At 60.2% G+C, this 17,262-nt stretch carries 18 protein-coding genes; 5 read left to right on the top strand and 13 right to left on the bottom strand.

What is annotated here, in order from left to right; all coding sequences use genetic code 11:
* The first annotated feature begins 90 nt into the window (after positions 1-90).
* The 4 genes from C9422_RS06090 to C9422_RS06075 all read left to right on the top strand — a co-directional run bounded on the left by C9422_RS06090 (position 91) and on the right by C9422_RS06075 (position 5,418).
* Positions 91-1,863 (top strand): N-acetylglutaminylglutamine amidotransferase, encoded by a 1,773-nt coding sequence (locus tag C9422_RS06090; RefSeq protein WP_116580010.1) that lies wholly within the window; start codon positions 91-93, stop codon positions 1,861-1,863.
* Between the two features lie 3 nt (positions 1,864-1,866).
* Positions 1,867-3,615: an N-acetylglutaminylglutamine synthetase gene (gene ngg / locus C9422_RS06085; protein WP_116580009.1), complete on the top strand. Its 1,749-nt coding sequence runs from the start codon at positions 1,867-1,869 to the stop codon at positions 3,613-3,615.
* Between the two features lie 174 nt (positions 3,616-3,789).
* The gene (locus C9422_RS06080) at positions 3,790-4,980 is read left to right on the top strand and encodes an osmoprotectant NAGGN system M42 family peptidase (RefSeq protein WP_116580008.1); all 1,191 of its coding nucleotides are present in this window, start codon (positions 3,790-3,792) and stop codon (positions 4,978-4,980) included.
* Positions 4,981-5,190: 210 nt separating this feature from the next.
* Positions 5,191-5,418 carry a YheU family protein gene (locus C9422_RS06075; protein WP_003199186.1) on the top strand — a complete coding sequence of 76 codons (228 nt, stop codon included), beginning with the start codon at positions 5,191-5,193 and terminating at the stop codon, positions 5,416-5,418.
* A gap of 4 nt (positions 5,419-5,422) precedes the next feature.
* Here C9422_RS06075 and csrA read toward each other — a convergent pair whose 3' ends face one another.
* From csrA to C9422_RS06060, 3 genes are all read right to left on the bottom strand, one after another.
* Positions 5,423-5,608 carry a carbon storage regulator CsrA gene (gene csrA, locus C9422_RS06070; RefSeq protein ID WP_007973685.1) on the bottom strand — a complete coding sequence of 62 codons (186 nt, stop codon included), beginning with the start codon at positions 5,606-5,608 and terminating at the stop codon, positions 5,423-5,425.
* Positions 5,609-5,762: 154 nt separating this feature from the next.
* Complete coding sequence (locus tag C9422_RS06065; RefSeq protein WP_007973686.1) at positions 5,763-6,095, bottom strand: YnfA family protein; 333 nt, start codon at positions 6,093-6,095, stop codon at positions 5,763-5,765.
* Between the two features lie 64 nt (positions 6,096-6,159).
* On the bottom strand, positions 6,160-6,975 hold the full coding sequence (locus tag C9422_RS06060) for an SDR family oxidoreductase (protein WP_116580007.1): 816 nt from the start codon (positions 6,973-6,975) through the stop codon (positions 6,160-6,162).
* Between the two features lie 277 nt (positions 6,976-7,252).
* Here C9422_RS06060 and C9422_RS06055 point away from each other — a divergent pair, with 277 nt between their 5' ends.
* On the top strand, positions 7,253-7,411 hold the full coding sequence (locus C9422_RS06055) for a DUF3309 family protein (protein WP_172435350.1): 159 nt from the start codon (positions 7,253-7,255) through the stop codon (positions 7,409-7,411).
* A 58-nt stretch (positions 7,412-7,469) separates the two neighbouring features.
* Here the strand turns inward: C9422_RS06055 and C9422_RS06050 are convergent, their stop codons facing one another.
* The 10 genes from C9422_RS06050 to C9422_RS06000 form a co-directional block, all read right to left on the bottom strand.
* On the bottom strand, positions 7,470-9,563 hold the full coding sequence (locus C9422_RS06050; RefSeq protein WP_116580006.1) for an LTA synthase family protein: 2,094 nt from the start codon (positions 9,561-9,563) through the stop codon (positions 7,470-7,472).
* Between the two features lie 337 nt (positions 9,564-9,900).
* Positions 9,901-10,506: an START domain-containing protein gene (locus tag C9422_RS06045; RefSeq protein WP_116580005.1), complete on the bottom strand. Its 606-nt coding sequence runs from the start codon at positions 10,504-10,506 to the stop codon at positions 9,901-9,903.
* Between the two features lie 42 nt (positions 10,507-10,548).
* The gene (locus C9422_RS06040; protein ID WP_116580004.1) at positions 10,549-10,803 is read right to left on the bottom strand and encodes a YkgJ family cysteine cluster protein; all 255 of its coding nucleotides are present in this window, start codon (positions 10,801-10,803) and stop codon (positions 10,549-10,551) included.
* A 166-nt stretch (positions 10,804-10,969) separates the two neighbouring features.
* The gene (locus tag C9422_RS06035; protein WP_116580003.1) at positions 10,970-11,452 is read right to left on the bottom strand and encodes a translation initiation factor 2; all 483 of its coding nucleotides are present in this window, start codon (positions 11,450-11,452) and stop codon (positions 10,970-10,972) included.
* 80 nt (positions 11,453-11,532) lie between these two features.
* Positions 11,533-12,972 carry a PLP-dependent aminotransferase family protein gene (locus C9422_RS06030; protein WP_007973699.1) on the bottom strand — a complete coding sequence of 480 codons (1,440 nt, stop codon included), beginning with the start codon at positions 12,970-12,972 and terminating at the stop codon, positions 11,533-11,535.
* 363 nt (positions 12,973-13,335) lie between these two features.
* Positions 13,336-14,142 (bottom strand): OmpA family protein, encoded by an 807-nt coding sequence (locus C9422_RS06025; protein ID WP_116580002.1) that lies wholly within the window; start codon positions 14,140-14,142, stop codon positions 13,336-13,338.
* The gene (locus C9422_RS06020) at positions 14,139-14,495 is read right to left on the bottom strand and encodes a DUF4398 domain-containing protein (protein ID WP_165824753.1); all 357 of its coding nucleotides are present in this window, start codon (positions 14,493-14,495) and stop codon (positions 14,139-14,141) included. The genes C9422_RS06025 and C9422_RS06020 overlap by 4 nt, the downstream gene beginning before the upstream one ends.
* A gap of 9 nt (positions 14,496-14,504) precedes the next feature.
* Positions 14,505-15,341, bottom strand: coding sequence for an ABC transporter substrate-binding protein (locus tag C9422_RS06015; RefSeq protein ID WP_116580001.1), 837 nt, complete (start codon positions 15,339-15,341; stop codon positions 14,505-14,507).
* Positions 15,342-15,547: 206 nt separating this feature from the next.
* The gene (locus tag C9422_RS06005) at positions 15,548-16,477 is read right to left on the bottom strand and encodes an electron transfer flavoprotein subunit alpha/FixB family protein (RefSeq protein WP_116579999.1); all 930 of its coding nucleotides are present in this window, start codon (positions 16,475-16,477) and stop codon (positions 15,548-15,550) included.
* Positions 16,478-17,227: an electron transfer flavoprotein subunit beta/FixA family protein gene (locus tag C9422_RS06000; protein ID WP_015093946.1), complete on the bottom strand. Its 750-nt coding sequence runs from the start codon at positions 17,225-17,227 to the stop codon at positions 16,478-16,480. It lies immediately after the preceding gene.
* Positions 17,228-17,262: the final 35 nt, after the last annotated feature.

The raw sequence follows: 17,262 nt of genomic DNA, 5'->3' as shown, positions 1-17,262 counted from the left end.
CCCTTGCCGAGGCGGGTCAGTTTCTGAGTACCCGCCATTTTGGCGCGGTATCGATTGACCCTCCCCAACGGAAAAACCGGTAAGGAATTTATGTGCGGATTAGCTGGCGAGTTACGTTTTGATCATCAACCTGCAGACCTTGCAGCCGTTGAACGAATCACCCATCACCTGGCCCCTCGCGGCCCCGACGCCTGGGGGTTTCATAGCCAGGGGCCGGTTGCCCTGGGCCATCGGCGCCTGAAAATCATGGACCTGTCGGACGGCTCGGCGCAGCCGATGATCGACCCGCAATTGGGCCTGTCCCTGGCCTTCAACGGCGCTATCTACAATTTTCCGGAATTGCGTGCCGAGCTTGAAGGCTTGGGTTACAGCTTCTATTCCGGTGGCGACACTGAAGTCTTGCTCAAGGGCTATCACGCCTGGGGCGAAGCCTTGCTGCCGAAACTCAACGGCATGTTTGCCTTTGCCGTCTGGGAGCGCGATGCCCAACGCCTGTTCATCGCCCGCGACCGTCTTGGCGTAAAACCCTTGTACCTGTCGCGCACCGGCCAGCGTTTGCGCTTTGCCTCAGCTCTGCCGGCCTTGCTCAAGGGCGGCGACATCAATCCGGTCCTCGATCCGGTGGCGCTCAATCACTACCTGAATTTCCACGCCGTGGTCCCGGCTCCGCGCACGTTGCTGGCGGGCATCGAAAAACTACCGCCAGCCACCTGGATGCGCATCGAAGCCGATGGTTGCACCGAGCAGAAAACCTGGTGGACCCTGGCCTACGGCCCCCACGACGACGAGAAAAACCTGACCCTCGAAGACTGGCGCGACCGGGTGCTCGACAGCACCCGCGAAGCCGTCGCGATTCGTCAACGTGCGGCGGTCGATGTTGGCGTGCTGCTGTCCGGCGGTGTCGACTCGAGTCTGCTGGTGGGCCTGTTGCGGGAAGTCGGCGTGGACAATCTGTCGACCTTCTCCATCGGTTTCCAGGATGCCGGCGGCGAGCGCGGTGACGAGTTCCAGTACTCCGGCCTGATCGCCCGGCACTACGGCACGCAGCATCACCAATTGCGCATCGATGAAAAAGAGATCATCGAACAACTGCCCGCCGCGTTCCGCGCCATGAGCGAACCGATGGTCAGTCACGACTGCATCGCCTTCTTCCTGTTGTCCCGCGAAGTGGCCAAACACTGCAAGGTCGTCCAGAGCGGCCAGGGCGCCGACGAACTGTTCGCCGGCTACCACTGGTATCCGCAAGTGGACGGTGCGAGCGATCCCTATGCCGCGTACCGCGACGCATTTTTCGACCGCAATTACGACGACTACGCGGCGACCGTGCAGCCAAAATGGCTGACCGCCAATGACGCCGCCGGTGATTTCGTCAAAGCCCATTTCGCCCAGCCCGGTGCCGATGCGGCGGTGGACAAGGCCTTGCGTCTGGACAGTACGGTGATGCTGGTGGACGACCCGGTCAAACGCGTCGACAACATGACCATGGCCTGGGGTCTGGAAGCGCGCACGCCGTTTCTCGACTATCGCCTGGTCGAGCTGTCGGCCAGGATTCCGGGGCGTTTCAAACTGCCGGACGGCGGCAAGCAAGTCTTGAAAGAAGCCGCGCGCCTAGTGATTCCCAGTGAAGTGATCGACCGCAAGAAAGGTTACTTCCCGGTGCCGGGTCTCAAGCATTTGCAGGGCGATACGCTGGAGTGGGTGCGTGAATTGCTGCTCGATCCGAGCCAGGATCGCGGCCTGTTCAACCCGGCAATGCTCGACCGTCTGCTGACCGATCCCCAGGGACAATTGACGCCGTTGCGCGGCTCCAAGCTGTGGCAACTGGCGGCCCTCAACCTGTGGCTCAGTGAACAAGGAATCTGACCGATGAAACCTCACGCCACGGCTTTCAGCCAACGCCTGTTGCGCGGCCAGTCGCCTTCCTACGAACGTTTGCAGGCGCGTCTGGCCGAGGATGGCAGTGAACTCGGCGCCGCGCCGATTGCCGTGCATTGCGGTTGGGGTCGCTTGTTGATCGGCCACACCTTTGCCGATGCGGCGAGCCTCGCCGCGGAGTTGCTCAACGAGCACCCCGGCGAACGGGACATCGCGCTGTACGTCGCCGCGCCCCAGCAGGTGCTGGGGCTGGAGCCGGCGCAGCTGTTCCTCGACCCGTCCGACACCTTGCGCCTGTGGTTCAGCGACTACCGCCAGGCGACCCGGGTGTTTCGTGGATTTCGCATTCGACGCGCGCAGAGCGACGCCGATTGGCAGGCCATCAACCAGCTGTATCAGGCGCGCGGCATGCTGCCGATCGATGCCACCCTGCTCACTGCGCGCCACCTGGGCGGCCCGGTGTACTGGCTAGCGGAAGACGATGACAGCGGCGCGGTCATCGGCAGCGTCATGGGCCTCAATCATGCAAAAGCCTTCAACGATCCGGAACACGGCAGCAGTCTCTGGTGCCTGGCGGTCGACCCGCATTGTGCGCGGCCGGGCGTCGGCGAGGTGCTGGTGCGGCATCTGATCGAACACTTCATGAGTCGCGGTCTCGCTTACCTCGACCTGTCCGTGCTGCACGACAACCGCCAGGCGAAAAACCTGTACGCCAAGCTCGGTTTTCGCAACCTGTCGACCTTCGCCATCAAGCGCAAGAACGGCATCAACCAGTCGCTGTTTCTCGGGCCGGGCCCTGAAGCCGCCTTTAATCCGTACGCCCGGATCATAGTCGAGGAAGCACACCGTCGCGGCATCGATGTACAAGTCGATGACGCCGATGCAGGAATGTTCACCCTCAGCCATGGCGGACGCCGGGTACGCTGCCGCGAATCCCTGAGTGACCTGACCAGCGCCATCAGCATGACCCTGTGCCAGGACAAGAGCCTGACCCACAAGGCGCTCAAGGCTGCCGGGTTGAACCTGCCCGTGCAGCAACTGGCCGGCAACGCCGATGACAATCTGGCGTTCCTTGATGAGCACCGGCGCGTGGTGGTCAAACCGCTGGATGGCGAACAGGGCCAAGGCGTGGCGGTCGACCTGCAGACCATAGAGGAGGTACAGCACGCCATCGAGGCGGCCCGCCGGTTTGATAGCCGCGTGCTGCTGGAAAGCTTCCACCAAGGCCTCGACCTGCGAATCCTGGTGATCGGTTTTGAAGTGGTCGCGGCCGCGATTCGCCGGCCGGCCGAAGTGGTCGGCGATGGTCAGCACTCCATCGGCGAGCTGATCGAAGCCCAGAGCCGGCGCCGACAAGCGGCCACGGGTGGCGAAAGCAAGATCCCGATGGATGCGGAAACCCTTCGCACCTTGCAGGCGGCCGGATACGACTACAGCAGCATTCTGCCGGCCGGCGAGCATCTGTTCGTACGACGTACGGCGAATCTGCATACCGGCGGCATCCTCGAGGACGTCACGGCGATCCTGCATCCGACGCTGCTGGATGCGGCTGTACGGGCCGCTCGGGCGCTGGACATTCCCGTGGTCGGCCTCGACCTGATGGTGTCCGCCGCTGACCAGCCGGACTACGTGTTTATCGAAGCCAACGAACGGGCCGGGCTGGCCAACCACGAACCGCAGCCGACGGCGGAGCGGTTTGTCGATTTGTTGTTTCCGCACAGCCAGCCGGCGGTCTCTTAGCTATGCGTTGCCTGGACCGGCCCCTTCGCGAGCAAGCCCGCTCCCACATTCGACCGCATTTGCATGGAGTAACTCGGTCAACTGTGCGAGCGGGCTTGCTCGCGAAGACGGACTGACAAACAACACAAATCCCTCATCGAAACCATCGATGCGCTCAACTCATCAGGAGTTTCCATGACCAGCAAAATCCCCGAACCGGACCTCGCTTACCTGCAAAAAGTCCTGCTGGAAATGCTCGCCATTCCCAGCCCCACCGGGTTCACCGATACCATCGTGCGTTACGTCGCCGAACGCCTTGAAGAACTCGGCATTCCCTTCGAGCTGACCCGGCGCGGCACCATCCGCGCCACGCTCAAGGGCAAGAAGAACAGCCCCGACCGCGCCGTTTCCGCCCACCTGGACACCATCGGCGCGGCAGTGCGTGCGGTGAAGGACAACGGCCGCCTGACCCTCGCGCCGGTCGGCTGCTGGTCCAGCCGCTTTGCCGAAGGCAGCCGGGTCAGCCTGTTTACCGACAACGGCGTGATCCGCGGCAGCGTCCTGCCGTTGATGGCGTCCGGGCACGCGTTCAATACCGCCGTGGATGAAATGCCGATCAGTTGGGATCACATCGAGTTGCGCCTGGACGCCTACTGCGCCACCCGCGCCGACTGCGAGTCGCTGGGCATCAGCGTCGGCGATTTCGTCGCCTTCGACCCGTTGCCGGAGTTCACCGAAAGCGGCCATATCAGCGCCCGCCACCTCGATGACAAGGCCGGAGTGGCCGCGCTGCTGGCCGCCCTCAAAGCCATCGTCGACAGTGGCGAAGAACTGATGATCGACTGCCATCCGCTGTTCACCATCACCGAGGAAACCGGCAGCGGTGCCGCGGCGGCGTTGCCCTGGGACGTCAGTGAATTCGTCGGCATCGACATCGCACCGGTCGCGCCCGGCCAACACTCCAGCGAACATGCGGTAAGCATCGCGATGCAGGATTCAGGTGGGCCGTATGACTATCACCTTTCGCGTCACCTCTTGCGCCTGGCCAGCGACAACGAGCTGCCGGCACGCCGCGACCTGTTCCGCTACTACTTCAGCGACGCGCATTCGGCGGTCACCGCCGGCCACGACATTCGCACGGCCCTGCTCGCCTTCGGCTGCGACGCCACCCACGGTTACGAACGCACCCACATCGACAGCCTCGCCGCCCTGAGCCGCCTGCTCGGTGCGTACATCCTCAGCCCGCCGGTGTTTGCCAGCGATGCGCAACCGGCCAAGGGCTCACTGGACCGGTTCAGCCATCAGCTCGAACATGACACACAGATGGAAAGCGATACGCGGGTGCCGTCGGTGGACAGCCTGGTGGGGCAGCGGTCGGAGAGCTGATCCAGGATCTTCATCGCCGGGTAAACCGCTATCGCGAGCAAGCTCGCTCCCACAGTTGATCGGTGGTGAACACAATTCTCCGGTTCGCCGCTGAACTTTGTGGGAGCGAGCTTGCTCGCGATGGCGTCAGTGCAGACAACATCAAATCCCAGGCTAGCCGATACCTGCCATACGCCGTAGCATCCCGCCATTGATCCAACCGAGGTGCCTATGCTGATCCCCCACGACCAACTTGAAGTCGACACCCTCACCCGCCTGATCGAGGACTTCGTGACCCGCGACGGCACCGACAATGGTGACGACACGCCGCTGGAAACCCGCGTACTGCGCGTGCGCCAGGCGCTGACCAAGGGCCAGGCACTGATTGTCTTCGACCCGGAAAGCGAGCAATGCCAACTGATGCTCAAGCATGACGTGCCCAAGCACCTGTTTGACTGAAGCTTCAGCGCTCCTTGGTTTTCGCCAGTTTGTTCTGGATGCGTTCATAGATTTCGGAGCGGTGCACATTGACGTCCTGGGGCGCCTCGACGCCAAAGCGAACGTGGTTTCCGTTGACCGCGAGAACGCGCACGCAAATGTTGTCACCGATGGAAATGGTTTCGCCCACAACGCGACTGAGTACGAGCATAAGGAGTGTCCTTCAGGGATTACTGGCCCCTGAAGATGCCCGGCCCGCCGTGCGCCTACAATGCTCCGACAGCAAACCGGACCGGACTGACAGCCCCTGAGCCACCCCACTGACGGAAAAGTCTGACAAGCAGGTTGATTGTAGGGACGAGCTGTCAGGACGCGGAGAATCGCGGACCGAACAGGATGATACTCGCGCCCATCACACACAGCGCCACGCCGAGCCAGTCCGAACCCAGCGGACGAATCCGCTCGACCACGGCCAGCCAACCGATCGAGGCAATGATGTAGATGCCACCGTAGGCAGCGTAGGCGCGGCCGGCGTAGGTGGCCTCGATACGGGTCAGCAGCAGGGCGAACAGGGTCAGGCTGAGGAGCGCCGGCACCACCCACCACATGCTTTTACCCTGGCGCAGCCACATCCAGAAGGCGAAGCAACCGGCAATTTCGAACAGCGCGGCGAGGAAAAACCACAGGTAATTGAGCATGCAAGCGTCTCGCAAGGATGGCCGATGGCGGCCACCCTAACCACAGCGTTGCCTGCGGGCAAGATCAGCTTGCGGATTGCCTGGCCTTGGCGCGCATTTTATCGGCCATGACGGTCATTTCGTTGTAGAGCAATTGCGGGTTCTTCTGCTTGATCGCCCAGGCCATACGGCCCTGTTCGTGGGGCAGGATCATGAACTCGCCGGCAGCGACCTGCCGGTAGATGTAGTCGGCAATGTCGGCGGCGCTGATCGGCGAGCTTTCCAGCAGCTTGCCGACCTGGGCTTTCATGGCCGGGGTCGGGCCGCGGAAGGAGTCCAGCAGGTTGGTCTGGAAGAACGACGGGCACACCACATGTACGCCGACTTCCTGATGCGCCAGCTCGATCAGCAGGCTTTCGGACAACGCCACCACGCCCGCCTTGGCCACGTTGTAGTTGCTCATCGCCGGGCCTTGCATCAGCGCGGCCATGGAGGCGATGTTGATGATCTTGCCTTTGCTTTGTTCCAGCAGCGGCAGGAAAGCCTTGCAGCCCTTGACCACGCCCATCAGGTTGATCGCGATCTGCCAGTCCCAGTCCTCCAGCGACAACTCACTGAAGAAGCCGCCAGAAGCTACACCGGCATTATTGACGATGACATCGATGCCGCCGAGCTTGACCTCACAGGCCTGGGCGAACGCCGTCAATTGGCTGTAGTCGCGTACGTCGCAGCGCTGGATAAAACCATCGCCACCGGCTTCACGGACCAACTTCAGGGTTTCCTGCAAACCGGGCTCGCTGACGTCCGACAAGGCCAGTTGCCAACCTTCACGCGCCCAGCGCAGCGCGATTTCGCGACCCAGGCCAGAGCCTGCACCAGTGATCATCATGCGATTTTGCATAGCAAACAGCCTTGTTGTTCTCGGAAGATGCATCGAGTGTAGCGAAGGAAATTGCCCGACCCACGCTCCATCAGATTGCTGAATGGCCCGAGCAAACCGCGGGCGCGTGACAAGCAACTAAGGCAATCACAAAAGAAATAAGAACCTGTCCGAAATACTTCAAAAAAACTTGGAATTTTCCTGCAGGCGCGAGAGTCGGATTTTTTAAGCAGCTCGAATTTACTTCATTCCCGCTGACCTGATTGGCATGGTCATTCCACTGCATTTCGACAAGGAAATAGACATGGGCACAATACTGATCATCATTCTGATCCTGTTACTGATCGGTGGTTTACCGGTCTTCCCGCACTCCAGAAGTTGGGGTTACGGCCCGTCCGGAATCATCGGCGTCGTATTGGTGGTGCTGTTGATCCTGCTCTTGCTCGGCCGAATATAAAAACCGCCAGGCAAAAAAAAGAGGCCCTCAAAGGGCCTCTTTTCTATTGCGTCACAACTTAGTCCGGCGTGCCGTCAACGACACCTGCGGTGTTGTCCAGCAGGCTCTTGGTCGCTGTTTGCAGGAACGCTTCGAGCTTGAGTTTCAACTCGGCGGTACGCGGCGCGTCAGCAATGATTTCGGCGCGAGGCGTGGCCCCCAATTCATACTGATACAACTTCGGCGCCATGTCCTTGTCCTTCGGCAGAACCAGAATCTGGTCGGCGGTGAGGATGGCCGTGGTCTGCTCGCTGCCCGACGGCTTGATCACACCAATGCCGAGGTCGCCTTGCGGCAGGTTGAGCAAATCGCGTCCCCAGCACTGATGGCGCACTTCGCCACCGATGCGGCCCATGATGGTCGGCACGATGTCGATCTGGGTGCCCACGGTGTGGTCACGCTGGCCGAATTTTTCCTGGATGCCCGGCGCGATCATCAGCATCGGCACGTTGAAGCGGCCCAGGTCCATCTCGGTGATCTGTTGTTCGTTACCAAAACCGTGGTCACCGACGATGACAAACAGGGTTTCCTTGAAGTACGGCTCCTTGCGGGCCTTTTCAAAGAACTGACCCAGTGCCCAGTCCGAGTAACGCATGGCGGTCAGGTGTTCGTTCAGGCTGCCCCGATCGGTTACGCGCTCGACTGGCAATGGCGTCGGCAAGGCATAAGGCGTGTGGTTGGACAGGGTTTGCAGCAAGGCATAGAACGGCTTGCCGTTTTCCCGTGCCTTGAGCTCGACCAGGCCACGGTCGAACATGTCCTGGTCGGATACGCCCCAGGTCGGATCAGAGAACACCGGGTTCACAAAATCGTTACGACCGATGAAGTTGGTCATGCCCTGGTTGCTGAAGAAACCCGACTGGTTGTCCCAGGCGAAATCGCCGTTGTAGACATACACGTCGTCGAAGTCACGGGCACTGAGCAACTGCGGCAGACCAGACAGCTTGTGGCTGCCTTCCGGGGTCTGCATCAGGTATTCGAAGCCCGGCAGGTTCGGGAAGCAGGCCATGGTGGCGAACATGCCCTGGTGGGTATGGGTGCCGTTGGAGAAGAAACGGTCGAACAGCAAGCCTTCCTTTGACAGTTTGTCGAGGTACGGCGTGATGTTGCCCGGCCCGCCCAGCGCGCCCACCGAGTGACCGGCCATGCTTTCCATCAGGATCACAACGACATTCTTGATCGGCAGGGTCTTGTCGGCCGGCGGGGTGTAATCGCGACGTACCGCTGCAGTGTCGACATCCACCAGTTTATCGGCCGGAACCACCAGCATGTCACGCACCACTTGCTGGGCTTGTGGCTGAGGCAGGGTCGCCTTCCAGATATTGTCGCGTTCCTCGGACATGCGGCTCTTGGCTGCGGCGACCAGCGACAGCGTGCCGTTGAGGCCCAACTGGTTGGCGAAATTCGAGTCGGTGGTATAGACGTCACCCCACCGTAGCGGCGGGCCCTGGCGCAGCGTGCCGCGCGCGGCGACCACACAGATCAGCAGGCACACCACGAATACCGCAATACGTGCGTACCACGGCGCAACCTGGCGAGTACCGATGCTGCCGCCACTGAACGGGCCACGAGGGCGGGTCGCACGGTCGGCGCCCTTGAATGCCAGGCTCAGGATCCAGGTGCCCACGGCCCATGCCAGCAGGTAGCGGACCACGGGGAAACCGTACCAGAGCATGCTCATCACGGTTTTCGGATCTTCCTTGACGTACTGGAAGACCAGGCCGTTGAGGCGCTGGTGGAACTCACGATAGAAGTCCATCTCCATCAGGCCCAGGAACAGCGCAATGCTGGAGACGACCGTCAGCCAGAGACGGAACAGCCCGCGTGCGGCCATGGCCCGGGCACTGAACAATGCCAGCAGCAACGGAATACTGAGATACACCACCAGGCGCAGGTCGAAACGCAGACCGTTGGCGAATGCCTCGAGGAAGGTCGAAGCCGGTGTATCGAGGATCATCGAGCGGTTGTAGACCAGCAGCGCGACGCGCAGCAGGCTGAACATGACCATCATGACCAGGGCACACAACAGCGTGTAGGCCAGATGCGATTTGACGGTCGGTTGCAGCAGGCGACTAGAAGCTCGCTGCTGATTCAGGGCGTCCGGGATTGCCATGTCGTTTTAGGACCCATTGGAAGTTGAAGTTTCAAAAATACAGCTGCGCCTGGCCCTCTTTTCGGCCCGTACCAGGCCCGGGGGTTTGCGCGGTGCGCAAATGTTGCACGATCAACGGCTGTATTGCCATTGATTACTACCCTCATCCCGACTGTTTCATCCTGCACTCAGGAATACGTTGCGTGTGGCGGGAGAGCCGGCGAATTGTCTTGGAGACTTGGTGAAAATTTCGTGCAACGCATATCCAGAAACAAATTAAAGCGCCCTGCCCGGCCAAAAACGCAAACGCCCCGAACCGGTCGGGGCGCTGCGAAGTCGCCTTTAAAGCACCACGCCGTTACTTCTCGGCGCGCTCCCTGAGGGCTTTCAAGGTATTGAACGGGGCATCCACCACGAACTTGTTGGCCACCATCGACGGCACGCTGCCGCCCGGCTCGGTGTGCACCTGATAGGTCACTTCTATCTGGTCGCCCTTGGGTACGAACTTCCAGAAACCGTCGACCTTGGCGACCCGGACGAAGCCTTTTTCTTCAGGAATGTATTTCGGTACGCCTTCGAGCTTGCGGGTCAGGCTGCCATCGGCACCTTCGGTGGTGGTGATGTGCAGCACCGAATCACGCGGAGTCACCGGCCATGGGGTGTTGAACTGAGTGTAGGTCCAGCTCTGGTCACCTTCGTGCTTGAGCAGCTTCTGGGTTTTGCATTCGTGAATCCAGGCGCAGGCTCCGGACACGTCATCCTGCAACGCACGCAGCTTGGCGATGGTGGTTTTCATCAGCGTAACGCCCTGGTAGGCCTTGTAGTCAGACCCGGCCACTTCACTCAGGGAGATCTTGATGCCGTCTTCGTCTTTCTTGACTTTCCAGTCTTCGGCCTGGGCCGTCGAGATAGCCAGCACAACCGTCAAACCACACAGCACAGCCATACGATGCAGCGAACCCATAGTCTTATTCCTTATTGTTGAAGTTCCGTTCGTTGGGACACATCACGCCGCCGTCATTTGCTCCCACCAGCCAATCAACCGGATGGCCTCTTCGCTGCTGCTTCCGCACACCTCGGGGTCGGCCTCGAAGGCAGAACACACCGCCGGCCGTTCCGGCTGGCCGAAAATATTGCACAGGTTATCGGCGGAAAGTTGCAGGCAACGCTGCCCCGCGGGCTTGCCGTTAGGCATACCGGGGATCGGTGAACTGATGGACGGGGCAATGCAACAAGCGCCACAGCCCTCACGGCATTTCATGACGACAAGCTCCTCGCGACGAGCAATGTGTAAAAGGACGGGGCACAGAGTACCCGCTAAAACAGTTGTTTTAAAATACCTGCGAGCGGGTTTTTCCGCGCAAACGGGCATGACCGACCAGTCTCCGACAAAGCGTCTGTTCTGCGGCTTGCCAATCTTGTTGGTGTTACTGCTTGAATTCGAAATCCAGTGCCGCGCCTTCAACCTCGCGGCGCTCTTCATTGCGCAGTTGCAACTGCATTTCATTGCTGAGCAGGCGGCCGTTGAGCTGGAACGGGCTGCTGCCGCTTTTGTCACCGAACATCTGGGGCAGCAGCGGTTCGCGCTTGGACAACGGCACCGTTCCGACCGGCTTGAGCTCCTGAACCATATCCTTGGGCAAGCTCAGGTCCAGCTTGGCGGATGGCAGCTCGGTCTTTACCACTTCGCTGGCCGGTTTCGATTTGGAAGCAATGGGTGGGCGTTTTTTCGCGGGCGTCGCCGGTTTACTGGCCGGCGAGGCTTTTTTTGCGGGTGGGGTTTCTATCGGTGCGACGTGGAAACTGCCGGTGGCCTGCTGATCCTGCCCGGCGGCCGCAACGAAGGATACCGGCTGAATACTCGCAATCAGGCAGAGCAAAAGCCAGGCGGCAGGAAAAATCGGTTTCATGTATCCAACGGTGGGTGCAAACGGCAGAGGTGCCTATGCTCGCCTGTTGCAGCCCACAAGACAAGCGCAGTAGCAGACTGTTACAAACCGCCAGCCATCTCCTGGCAGAGTTGGGTGGCCAGCATGCCCAGGGTCATCAACGCGCGCTCGGCTTCACGATTCCAGGGCGTACCGCAGTTGAGGCGAATGCAGTGATTGAATTGCTCGGTATTACTGAAGATCAACCCGGGCGCAATACTGATGCCCTGCTGCAATGCCCGCACGTGCAACTCCTGGGTGTTGACCCGCCCCGGCAGACTGACCCACAGAATGAAGCCACCGGTAGGCCGGGTCATCTGTGTGCCTTCCGGGAAATACTGCTGCACGGCCAGCTGGAAGGCACTGAGGTTCTTGCGGTACTCCTGACGGATGAAGCGCAGATGCCGGTCGTACCCGCCATTTTCCAGGTAAGCGGCGATGCCCATCTGGGTCACGCTGCACGCTGAATGCGTACTGAAGGTCTGCAAGCGCTGAATTTCCTGCTGGTACTTGCCGGCAATCATCCAGCCGATCCGCACCCCGGGCGACAGGGTTTTCGAGAAACTCGAGCAATAGATCACCCGATCCAGCCGGTCATAGGCCTTGAGGGACTTGGTGCGCCCCTGCTCGAACATCAGCTCACCGTAGATATCGTCTTCGACAATCTGGATATCGAAGTCCGACGCCAGGCGCAGCAGTTGTTTCTGCCGTTCTTCAGGCATGGTGCCACCCAACGGATTACTCAGCCGGGTGGTCAGCACCAAGGCCTTGATCGACCATTGATTGGCTGCCAGTTGCAGGGCTTCCAGGCTCATGCCCGTGGCCGGATCGCTGGGGATCTCGATGACCTTGAGGCCCAACAGATCGGCCAGTTGCAGCAACCCGTAATAGGTCGGCGACTCGGCTGCGATCAGATCGCCCGGACGGGTCAGCACACGCAAGGACATCTGCAGCGCATCGACGCAGCCGTGGGTGATCACCACTTCCGACGGGTCGACCACCACGCCGGCATCACGCATGCGGATCGCCACCTGTCGGCGCAACGGCTCGAAACCGGGGCTGAACATGTAACTGAAGGCACGCGGACTATGGAAACGAGTGACTTTGGCCAATTGCTGATGCAGCGCCCGCACCGGTAAATAGTCGACACTCGGCACCGCAGCGCCCAGCGGGAAGACACCTTCACGACGGGATTCGACCAGCACTTGTTGAATGATGCTGCTACGGGTGACCAGGCCGGGGCGCTCGACCCGGGCGATATCCGGCGTCGGCGCCGTGAGTGCCGGCGTCTGGTGCACGTAGTAACCCGACTGCGGGCGGGCACGGATCAGCCCCTGATCTTCGAGATTGGCATACGCCTGCAACACCGTCGCATGACTGACATTGAGCTGCGAGCTCATCTTGCGCACCGAAGGCACGCGCTCTCCCGGCTGATAGACCCCACGGCGGATGTCTTCGGCCAGTTGTTGAGCAATACGTTGATAGAGCAAAAGATTGGTCATGACGCAGCACTCGATTTCACGGGCATTTTATTCTTGTGTGAAACAATACCGGAACAGTTTAGAAGTGTACGGGGACAGTTACCACAATAGTCGACCGTACAGTGCAGTGTCAGCAAAATCTGTACTGTTTTGTGCGGTAATCGGCAGGCATAAAAAAACCCGGCGTTGCATGGCAGGCCGGGTTGTAGGGCTGTAGGAGCTTGTGAGCTTGTAGGAGCTTGTAGGAGCTTGTAGGAGCTGTCGAGTGAAACGAGGCTGCGATCTTTCCAGCCCCACTTGAATATCAAGAGCAAGATCAAAAGATCGCAGCCTCGTTTCACTCGACAGCTCCTACAGGGTGCATAGCGTCACCCTGGAGTAGCTTTAGCGGGCGGCGCCGAGCTGGCCGTTTTCGTCGGAAAACACAATCTCCACCCGACGGTTCTGTGCACGGCCCCGTTCCGACGCATTCGCGTCCACGGGGTATTCATCGCCATAACCTTCGACCTGGATGCGCTTGTCGTCGATACCCAGGTCCATCAGCACGTCAGCCACCGATTGTGCGCGGTCGCGAGACAGCTTGAGGTTTTCCTGCTTGCCCCCGGTACTGTCCGTGTAACCTTCGATCCGCACCACACGCTTGGGGTTGAGTTGCAGGAACTGCACGATCTTCAACACCACGCGGTTGGCCGAAGGTTTCAATTCCGCTTCGCCGGTGTCGAACAGCATGTCGCCCAACGTCATCACCAGACCGCGGTCGGTCTGGGAGGTGGTCAATGCCAGGATCTGCTCCTCAAGCCATTTGCCTTGCTGCTGCACACTGAACAGTTTGGACTCACGCAATGCCAGTTGCAGACGCTGGCGTTCCAGTTCGAGTTTTGCCGCTTGCTCTTCGTTGAGCGCCTGATTGGTGTGTTCCCGGGCAATGGCGCTATAGCGCTGGCTCAGGTAGGCGTAATGCACCACGTCCGAACCACTGCCCCAATAGCTGGACAGGCGATCGGCACGGGCCAGGGACTCACCGGCACGGATCACATCCTTGGGGGCGATTCGCAGCACATTGGAGTCTTCCTTGACCTTCTGAAAGTCGGTTCCGGCCTGCTGCAACGCGTTCTCGCTGTGCTGGCTGACGCAACCGGTCAGGCTGGCGGCCAGGATCAAACCGCCAAGGGTTTTGCGCTTGAGGCTCATTGAGCATCTCCCAGTTGCTTGTGCAGACGGGCGATACGGGTGTTGAGCACGTTCAACTGTTCTTCGCTCTTGGCCGTCAGCACCTTGGCCTCAGCCAGGCGCGCATCCAGTTCGGCCTGCTCGGCGCGCATGCGCGCGTTCTTGAACGATTGGTCAGTCATGTTGCCCTTGGCGCGATTGTACTTGTCCTCGGCCAGTTTCATTTCCGGCACATCGTCGGCGGTCGCACCCACGGCCTTGGCCTGCTCGAGTGCCTGTTCGGTCAGGCGCATTTGTTCATTCGGCGCCGGATCGGTTGCACAACCGGCCAGGGCGACAATGGCCACGGCAGCGAAAAGAGGTCGAATACTCACTAAATATCCCTACTGTTTTGGGGTACTGACGGGTTGTTGCGAGGGTTGCTGCGGTTGTGAGCGCTGTGCCTTCCAACGCTCGATATTGCGCAGCAGAACGGCCTCCGTCAGTCCGGACGCGGGCAATTCTGTCATCTTTTTGGCCAACTGTCCGCGCAACCACGGATCGTTGCAGGCCGAGTTGTGGGAAATCGCCAGGAACAGGCCAGGCTTGTCGACCGGTTGCGAACGCGCGCTCAGATCACCGGCCATGCCCAGTGCCTGTGCAGTCGCCATGCCCGAGTAACGTCCGGCCAGGACAAATTCGACTTCGCCCAACAATAGTTTCTGAAAGGCCAGGGTCAGGTTGGACGTGCGCGCGAGGGTTAATTGCTGTGCGGCAAAGGTGTTGAATTGCGGGGTCAATCGAGCCTTTTCCGACACGGCACCCGGATGGCCGTGCAGATCGGGTGCCTGGTTGTAGACCAGTGTCGAATCCTTGCGCGTCCAGACCAGGTAGTCGTTTTCCAGCAAGGGTGGATGGATGTAATCCAGGGTTTCCAGCTCACTGACGGTCAACGTCGCGTCCGCCAGCATGTCCATGCGTCCACTGCGCACTTCGTCCAGGGCCTGGGCGCGTTTGCCGGCATACAGCAGCTCGACCTTGAGCCCCAACTCCGCCGCCACTTGCTGCAACAAATCAGCGCTGGCACCGATCAGGTGTTTGGGATTCTGCGGGTCTTGCCACAGGTACGGCGGCGCGTCGGGGCTGCCGGTGACCACCAGGCGTTCACACTTGCCTGCAGCGAAAGACAGCACCGGCAACAGCGTCAATCCCAGCAAGCTCCACACAAGGCGCAGATCCATGGCTTCACACTCCACTCATACCCGGTTATGCCTCCTGTAGGAGCGAGCTTGCTCGCGATGGACGTTAACGATGACGCGTTCATTCTGGAAAAACGCGGCGCATTGAAGTCCATCGTCGGAACGCCGCCCGGAGCAAGCTCGCTCCTACAGAGAGCAAAAAAAAGCCCGACCAAAAGGCCGGGCTCTTTATAAGTGAAGCAGCCGGTTTAGACCAGCTTCTCCAGCTCAGGGATGGCTTCGAACAGGTCCGCCACCAGGCCGTAATCGGCCACCTGGAAGATCGGCGCTTCTTCGTCCTTGTTGATCGCAACGATCACTTTGGAGTCTTTCATGCCGGCCAGGTGCTGGATCGCGCCGGAGATACCGACGGCGATGTACAGCTGTGGAGCAACGATCTTGCCGGTCTGACCGACCTGCATATCGTTCGGAACAAAACCTGCGTCGACCGCGGCGCGCGATGCACCCACGGCAGCGCCCAGCTTGTCGGCCAGGGCGTACAGGTGTTTGAAGTTGTCGCCGTTCTGCATGCCGCGCCCGCCGGAAACGACGATCTTGGCAGCGGTCAGTTCCGGACGATCGGACTTGGCCAGTTCTTCGCCGACGAAGCTGGAGATGCCAGCGTCGTGGGCAGCAGCAACGGCTTCAACAGCAGCCGAACCGCCTTCAGCGGCAACCGGGTCGAAACCGGTAGCGCGCACGGTGATCACTTTCACTGCAGCGTTCGATTGAACGGTAGCGATGGCGTTACCGGCGTAAATCGGGCGCTTGAAAGTGTCGGCGCTTTCTACCGAGATGATCTCGGAGATCTGGTCAACATCCAGGGCAGCGGCAACGCGCGGCAGGATGTTTTTGCCGTTGGAAGTGGCGGCAGCCAGGATGTGGCTGTAGCCCTTGCCCAACTCAGCAACCAGAGGAGCGACGTTTTCCGGCAGCTGATGCGCGTAAGCGGCATTGTCAGCGTTCAGGACTTTGCTCACGCCAGCGATTTTCGCAGCGGCTTCAGCCACGGCGCCAGCGCCCTGGCCTGCAACCAGAACGTGGATGTCACCACCAATTTTGGCAGCAGCAGCAACGGTGTTCAGCGTGGCCGGGGCCAGCACTTTGTTGTCGTGTTCAGCAATAACCAAGATAGTCATTTAGATTACCTTCGCTTCGTTTTTCAGTTTCTCGACCAGTTCAGCCACCGACTTGACCTTGATACCCGCGCTGCGTGCAGCCGGCGCTTCGACTTTCAGGGTCTTGTTGGTGGAGGCGGTGGAAACGCCCAAAGCGTCCGGAGTCAGCACTTCGAGAGGCTTCTTCTTGGCTTTCATGATGTTTGGCAGAGACGCGTAGCGCGGCTCGTTCAAACGCAGGTCGGTGGTGACGATGGCCGGCAGCTTCAGGGAAACTGTCTGCGCGCCGCCGTCGATTTCGCGAGTCACGGCAACGCTGTCGCCGCTGATTTCGACTTTCGAAGCGAACGTGCCCTGACCGTAGCCGCTCAATGCAGCGAGCATCTGGCCAGTCTGATTGTTGTCGCTGTCGATGGCTTGTTTGCCAAGGATCACCAGCTGAGGCTGTTCCTTGTCGACAACGGCCTTCAGCAGCTTGGCAACGGCCAGGGAAGTCAGGTCTTCGGCGGACTCGACGAGGATGGCGCGGTCGGCACCCAGAGCCAGCGCGGTGCGCAGTTGCTCTTGAGCGGTGGACGGGCCGACGGAGACGACGACGATTTCAGTCGCAACACCTTTTTCTTTCAGGCGTACGGCTTCTTCCACGGCGATCTCGCAGAACGGGTTCATCGACATCTTGACGTTGGCAAGATCGACGCCGGAATTGTCCGCCTTGACGCGAACCTTGACGTTGTAATCCACAACGCGTTTGACAGCTACAAGAACCTTCATGGATTCCTCGTTACTCTCCGGTGAAAAGAAAGTCG

The organism is Pseudomonas sp. B1(2018) (assembly GCF_003097365.1).
GTDB lineage: Bacteria > Pseudomonadota > Gammaproteobacteria > Pseudomonadales > Pseudomonadaceae > Aquipseudomonas > Aquipseudomonas laurylsulfatiphila.
The sequence above is the reverse complement of the archived record's forward strand: the minus strand, read 5'-3'. Positions and strand labels throughout refer to the sequence as shown.

Bases quoted from the DNA above. Each gene is read 5' to 3' on its own strand.
- ngg (WP_116580009.1), top strand. From the start codon at position 1,867: ATGAAACCTCACGCCACGGCTTTCAGCCAACGCCTGTTGCGCGGCCAG.
- C9422_RS06005 (WP_116579999.1), bottom strand. From the start codon at position 16,477: ATGACTATCTTGGTTATTGCTGAACACGACAACAAAGTGCTGGCCCCG.
- C9422_RS06050 (WP_116580006.1), bottom strand. From the start codon at position 9,563: ATGGCAATCCCGGACGCCCTGAATCAGCAGCGAGCTTCTAGTCGCCTG.
- C9422_RS06040 (WP_116580004.1), bottom strand. From the start codon at position 10,803: ATGAAATGCCGTGAGGGCTGTGGCGCTTGTTGCATTGCCCCGTCCATC.
- C9422_RS06075 (WP_003199186.1), top strand. From the start codon at position 5,191: ATGCTGATCCCCCACGACCAACTTGAAGTCGACACCCTCACCCGCCTG.
- C9422_RS06090 (WP_116580010.1), top strand. From the start codon at position 91: ATGTGCGGATTAGCTGGCGAGTTACGTTTTGATCATCAACCTGCAGAC.
- C9422_RS06035 (WP_116580003.1), bottom strand. From the start codon at position 11,452: ATGAAACCGATTTTTCCTGCCGCCTGGCTTTTGCTCTGCCTGATTGCG.
- C9422_RS06030 (WP_007973699.1), bottom strand. From the start codon at position 12,972: ATGACCAATCTTTTGCTCTATCAACGTATTGCTCAACAACTGGCCGAA.
- C9422_RS06080 (WP_116580008.1), top strand. From the start codon at position 3,790: ATGACCAGCAAAATCCCCGAACCGGACCTCGCTTACCTGCAAAAAGTC.
- C9422_RS06060 (WP_116580007.1), bottom strand. From the start codon at position 6,975: ATGCAAAATCGCATGATGATCACTGGTGCAGGCTCTGGCCTGGGTCGC.
- C9422_RS06025 (WP_116580002.1), bottom strand. From the start codon at position 14,142: ATGAGCCTCAAGCGCAAAACCCTTGGCGGTTTGATCCTGGCCGCCAGC.
- csrA (WP_007973685.1), bottom strand. From the start codon at position 5,608: ATGCTCGTACTCAGTCGCGTTGTGGGCGAAACCATTTCCATCGGTGAC.
- C9422_RS06000 (WP_015093946.1), bottom strand. From the start codon at position 17,227: ATGAAGGTTCTTGTAGCTGTCAAACGCGTTGTGGATTACAACGTCAAG.
- C9422_RS06045 (WP_116580005.1), bottom strand. From the start codon at position 10,506: ATGGGTTCGCTGCATCGTATGGCTGTGCTGTGTGGTTTGACGGTTGTG.
- C9422_RS06015 (WP_116580001.1), bottom strand. From the start codon at position 15,341: ATGGATCTGCGCCTTGTGTGGAGCTTGCTGGGATTGACGCTGTTGCCG.
- C9422_RS06065 (WP_007973686.1), bottom strand. From the start codon at position 6,095: ATGCTCAATTACCTGTGGTTTTTCCTCGCCGCGCTGTTCGAAATTGCC.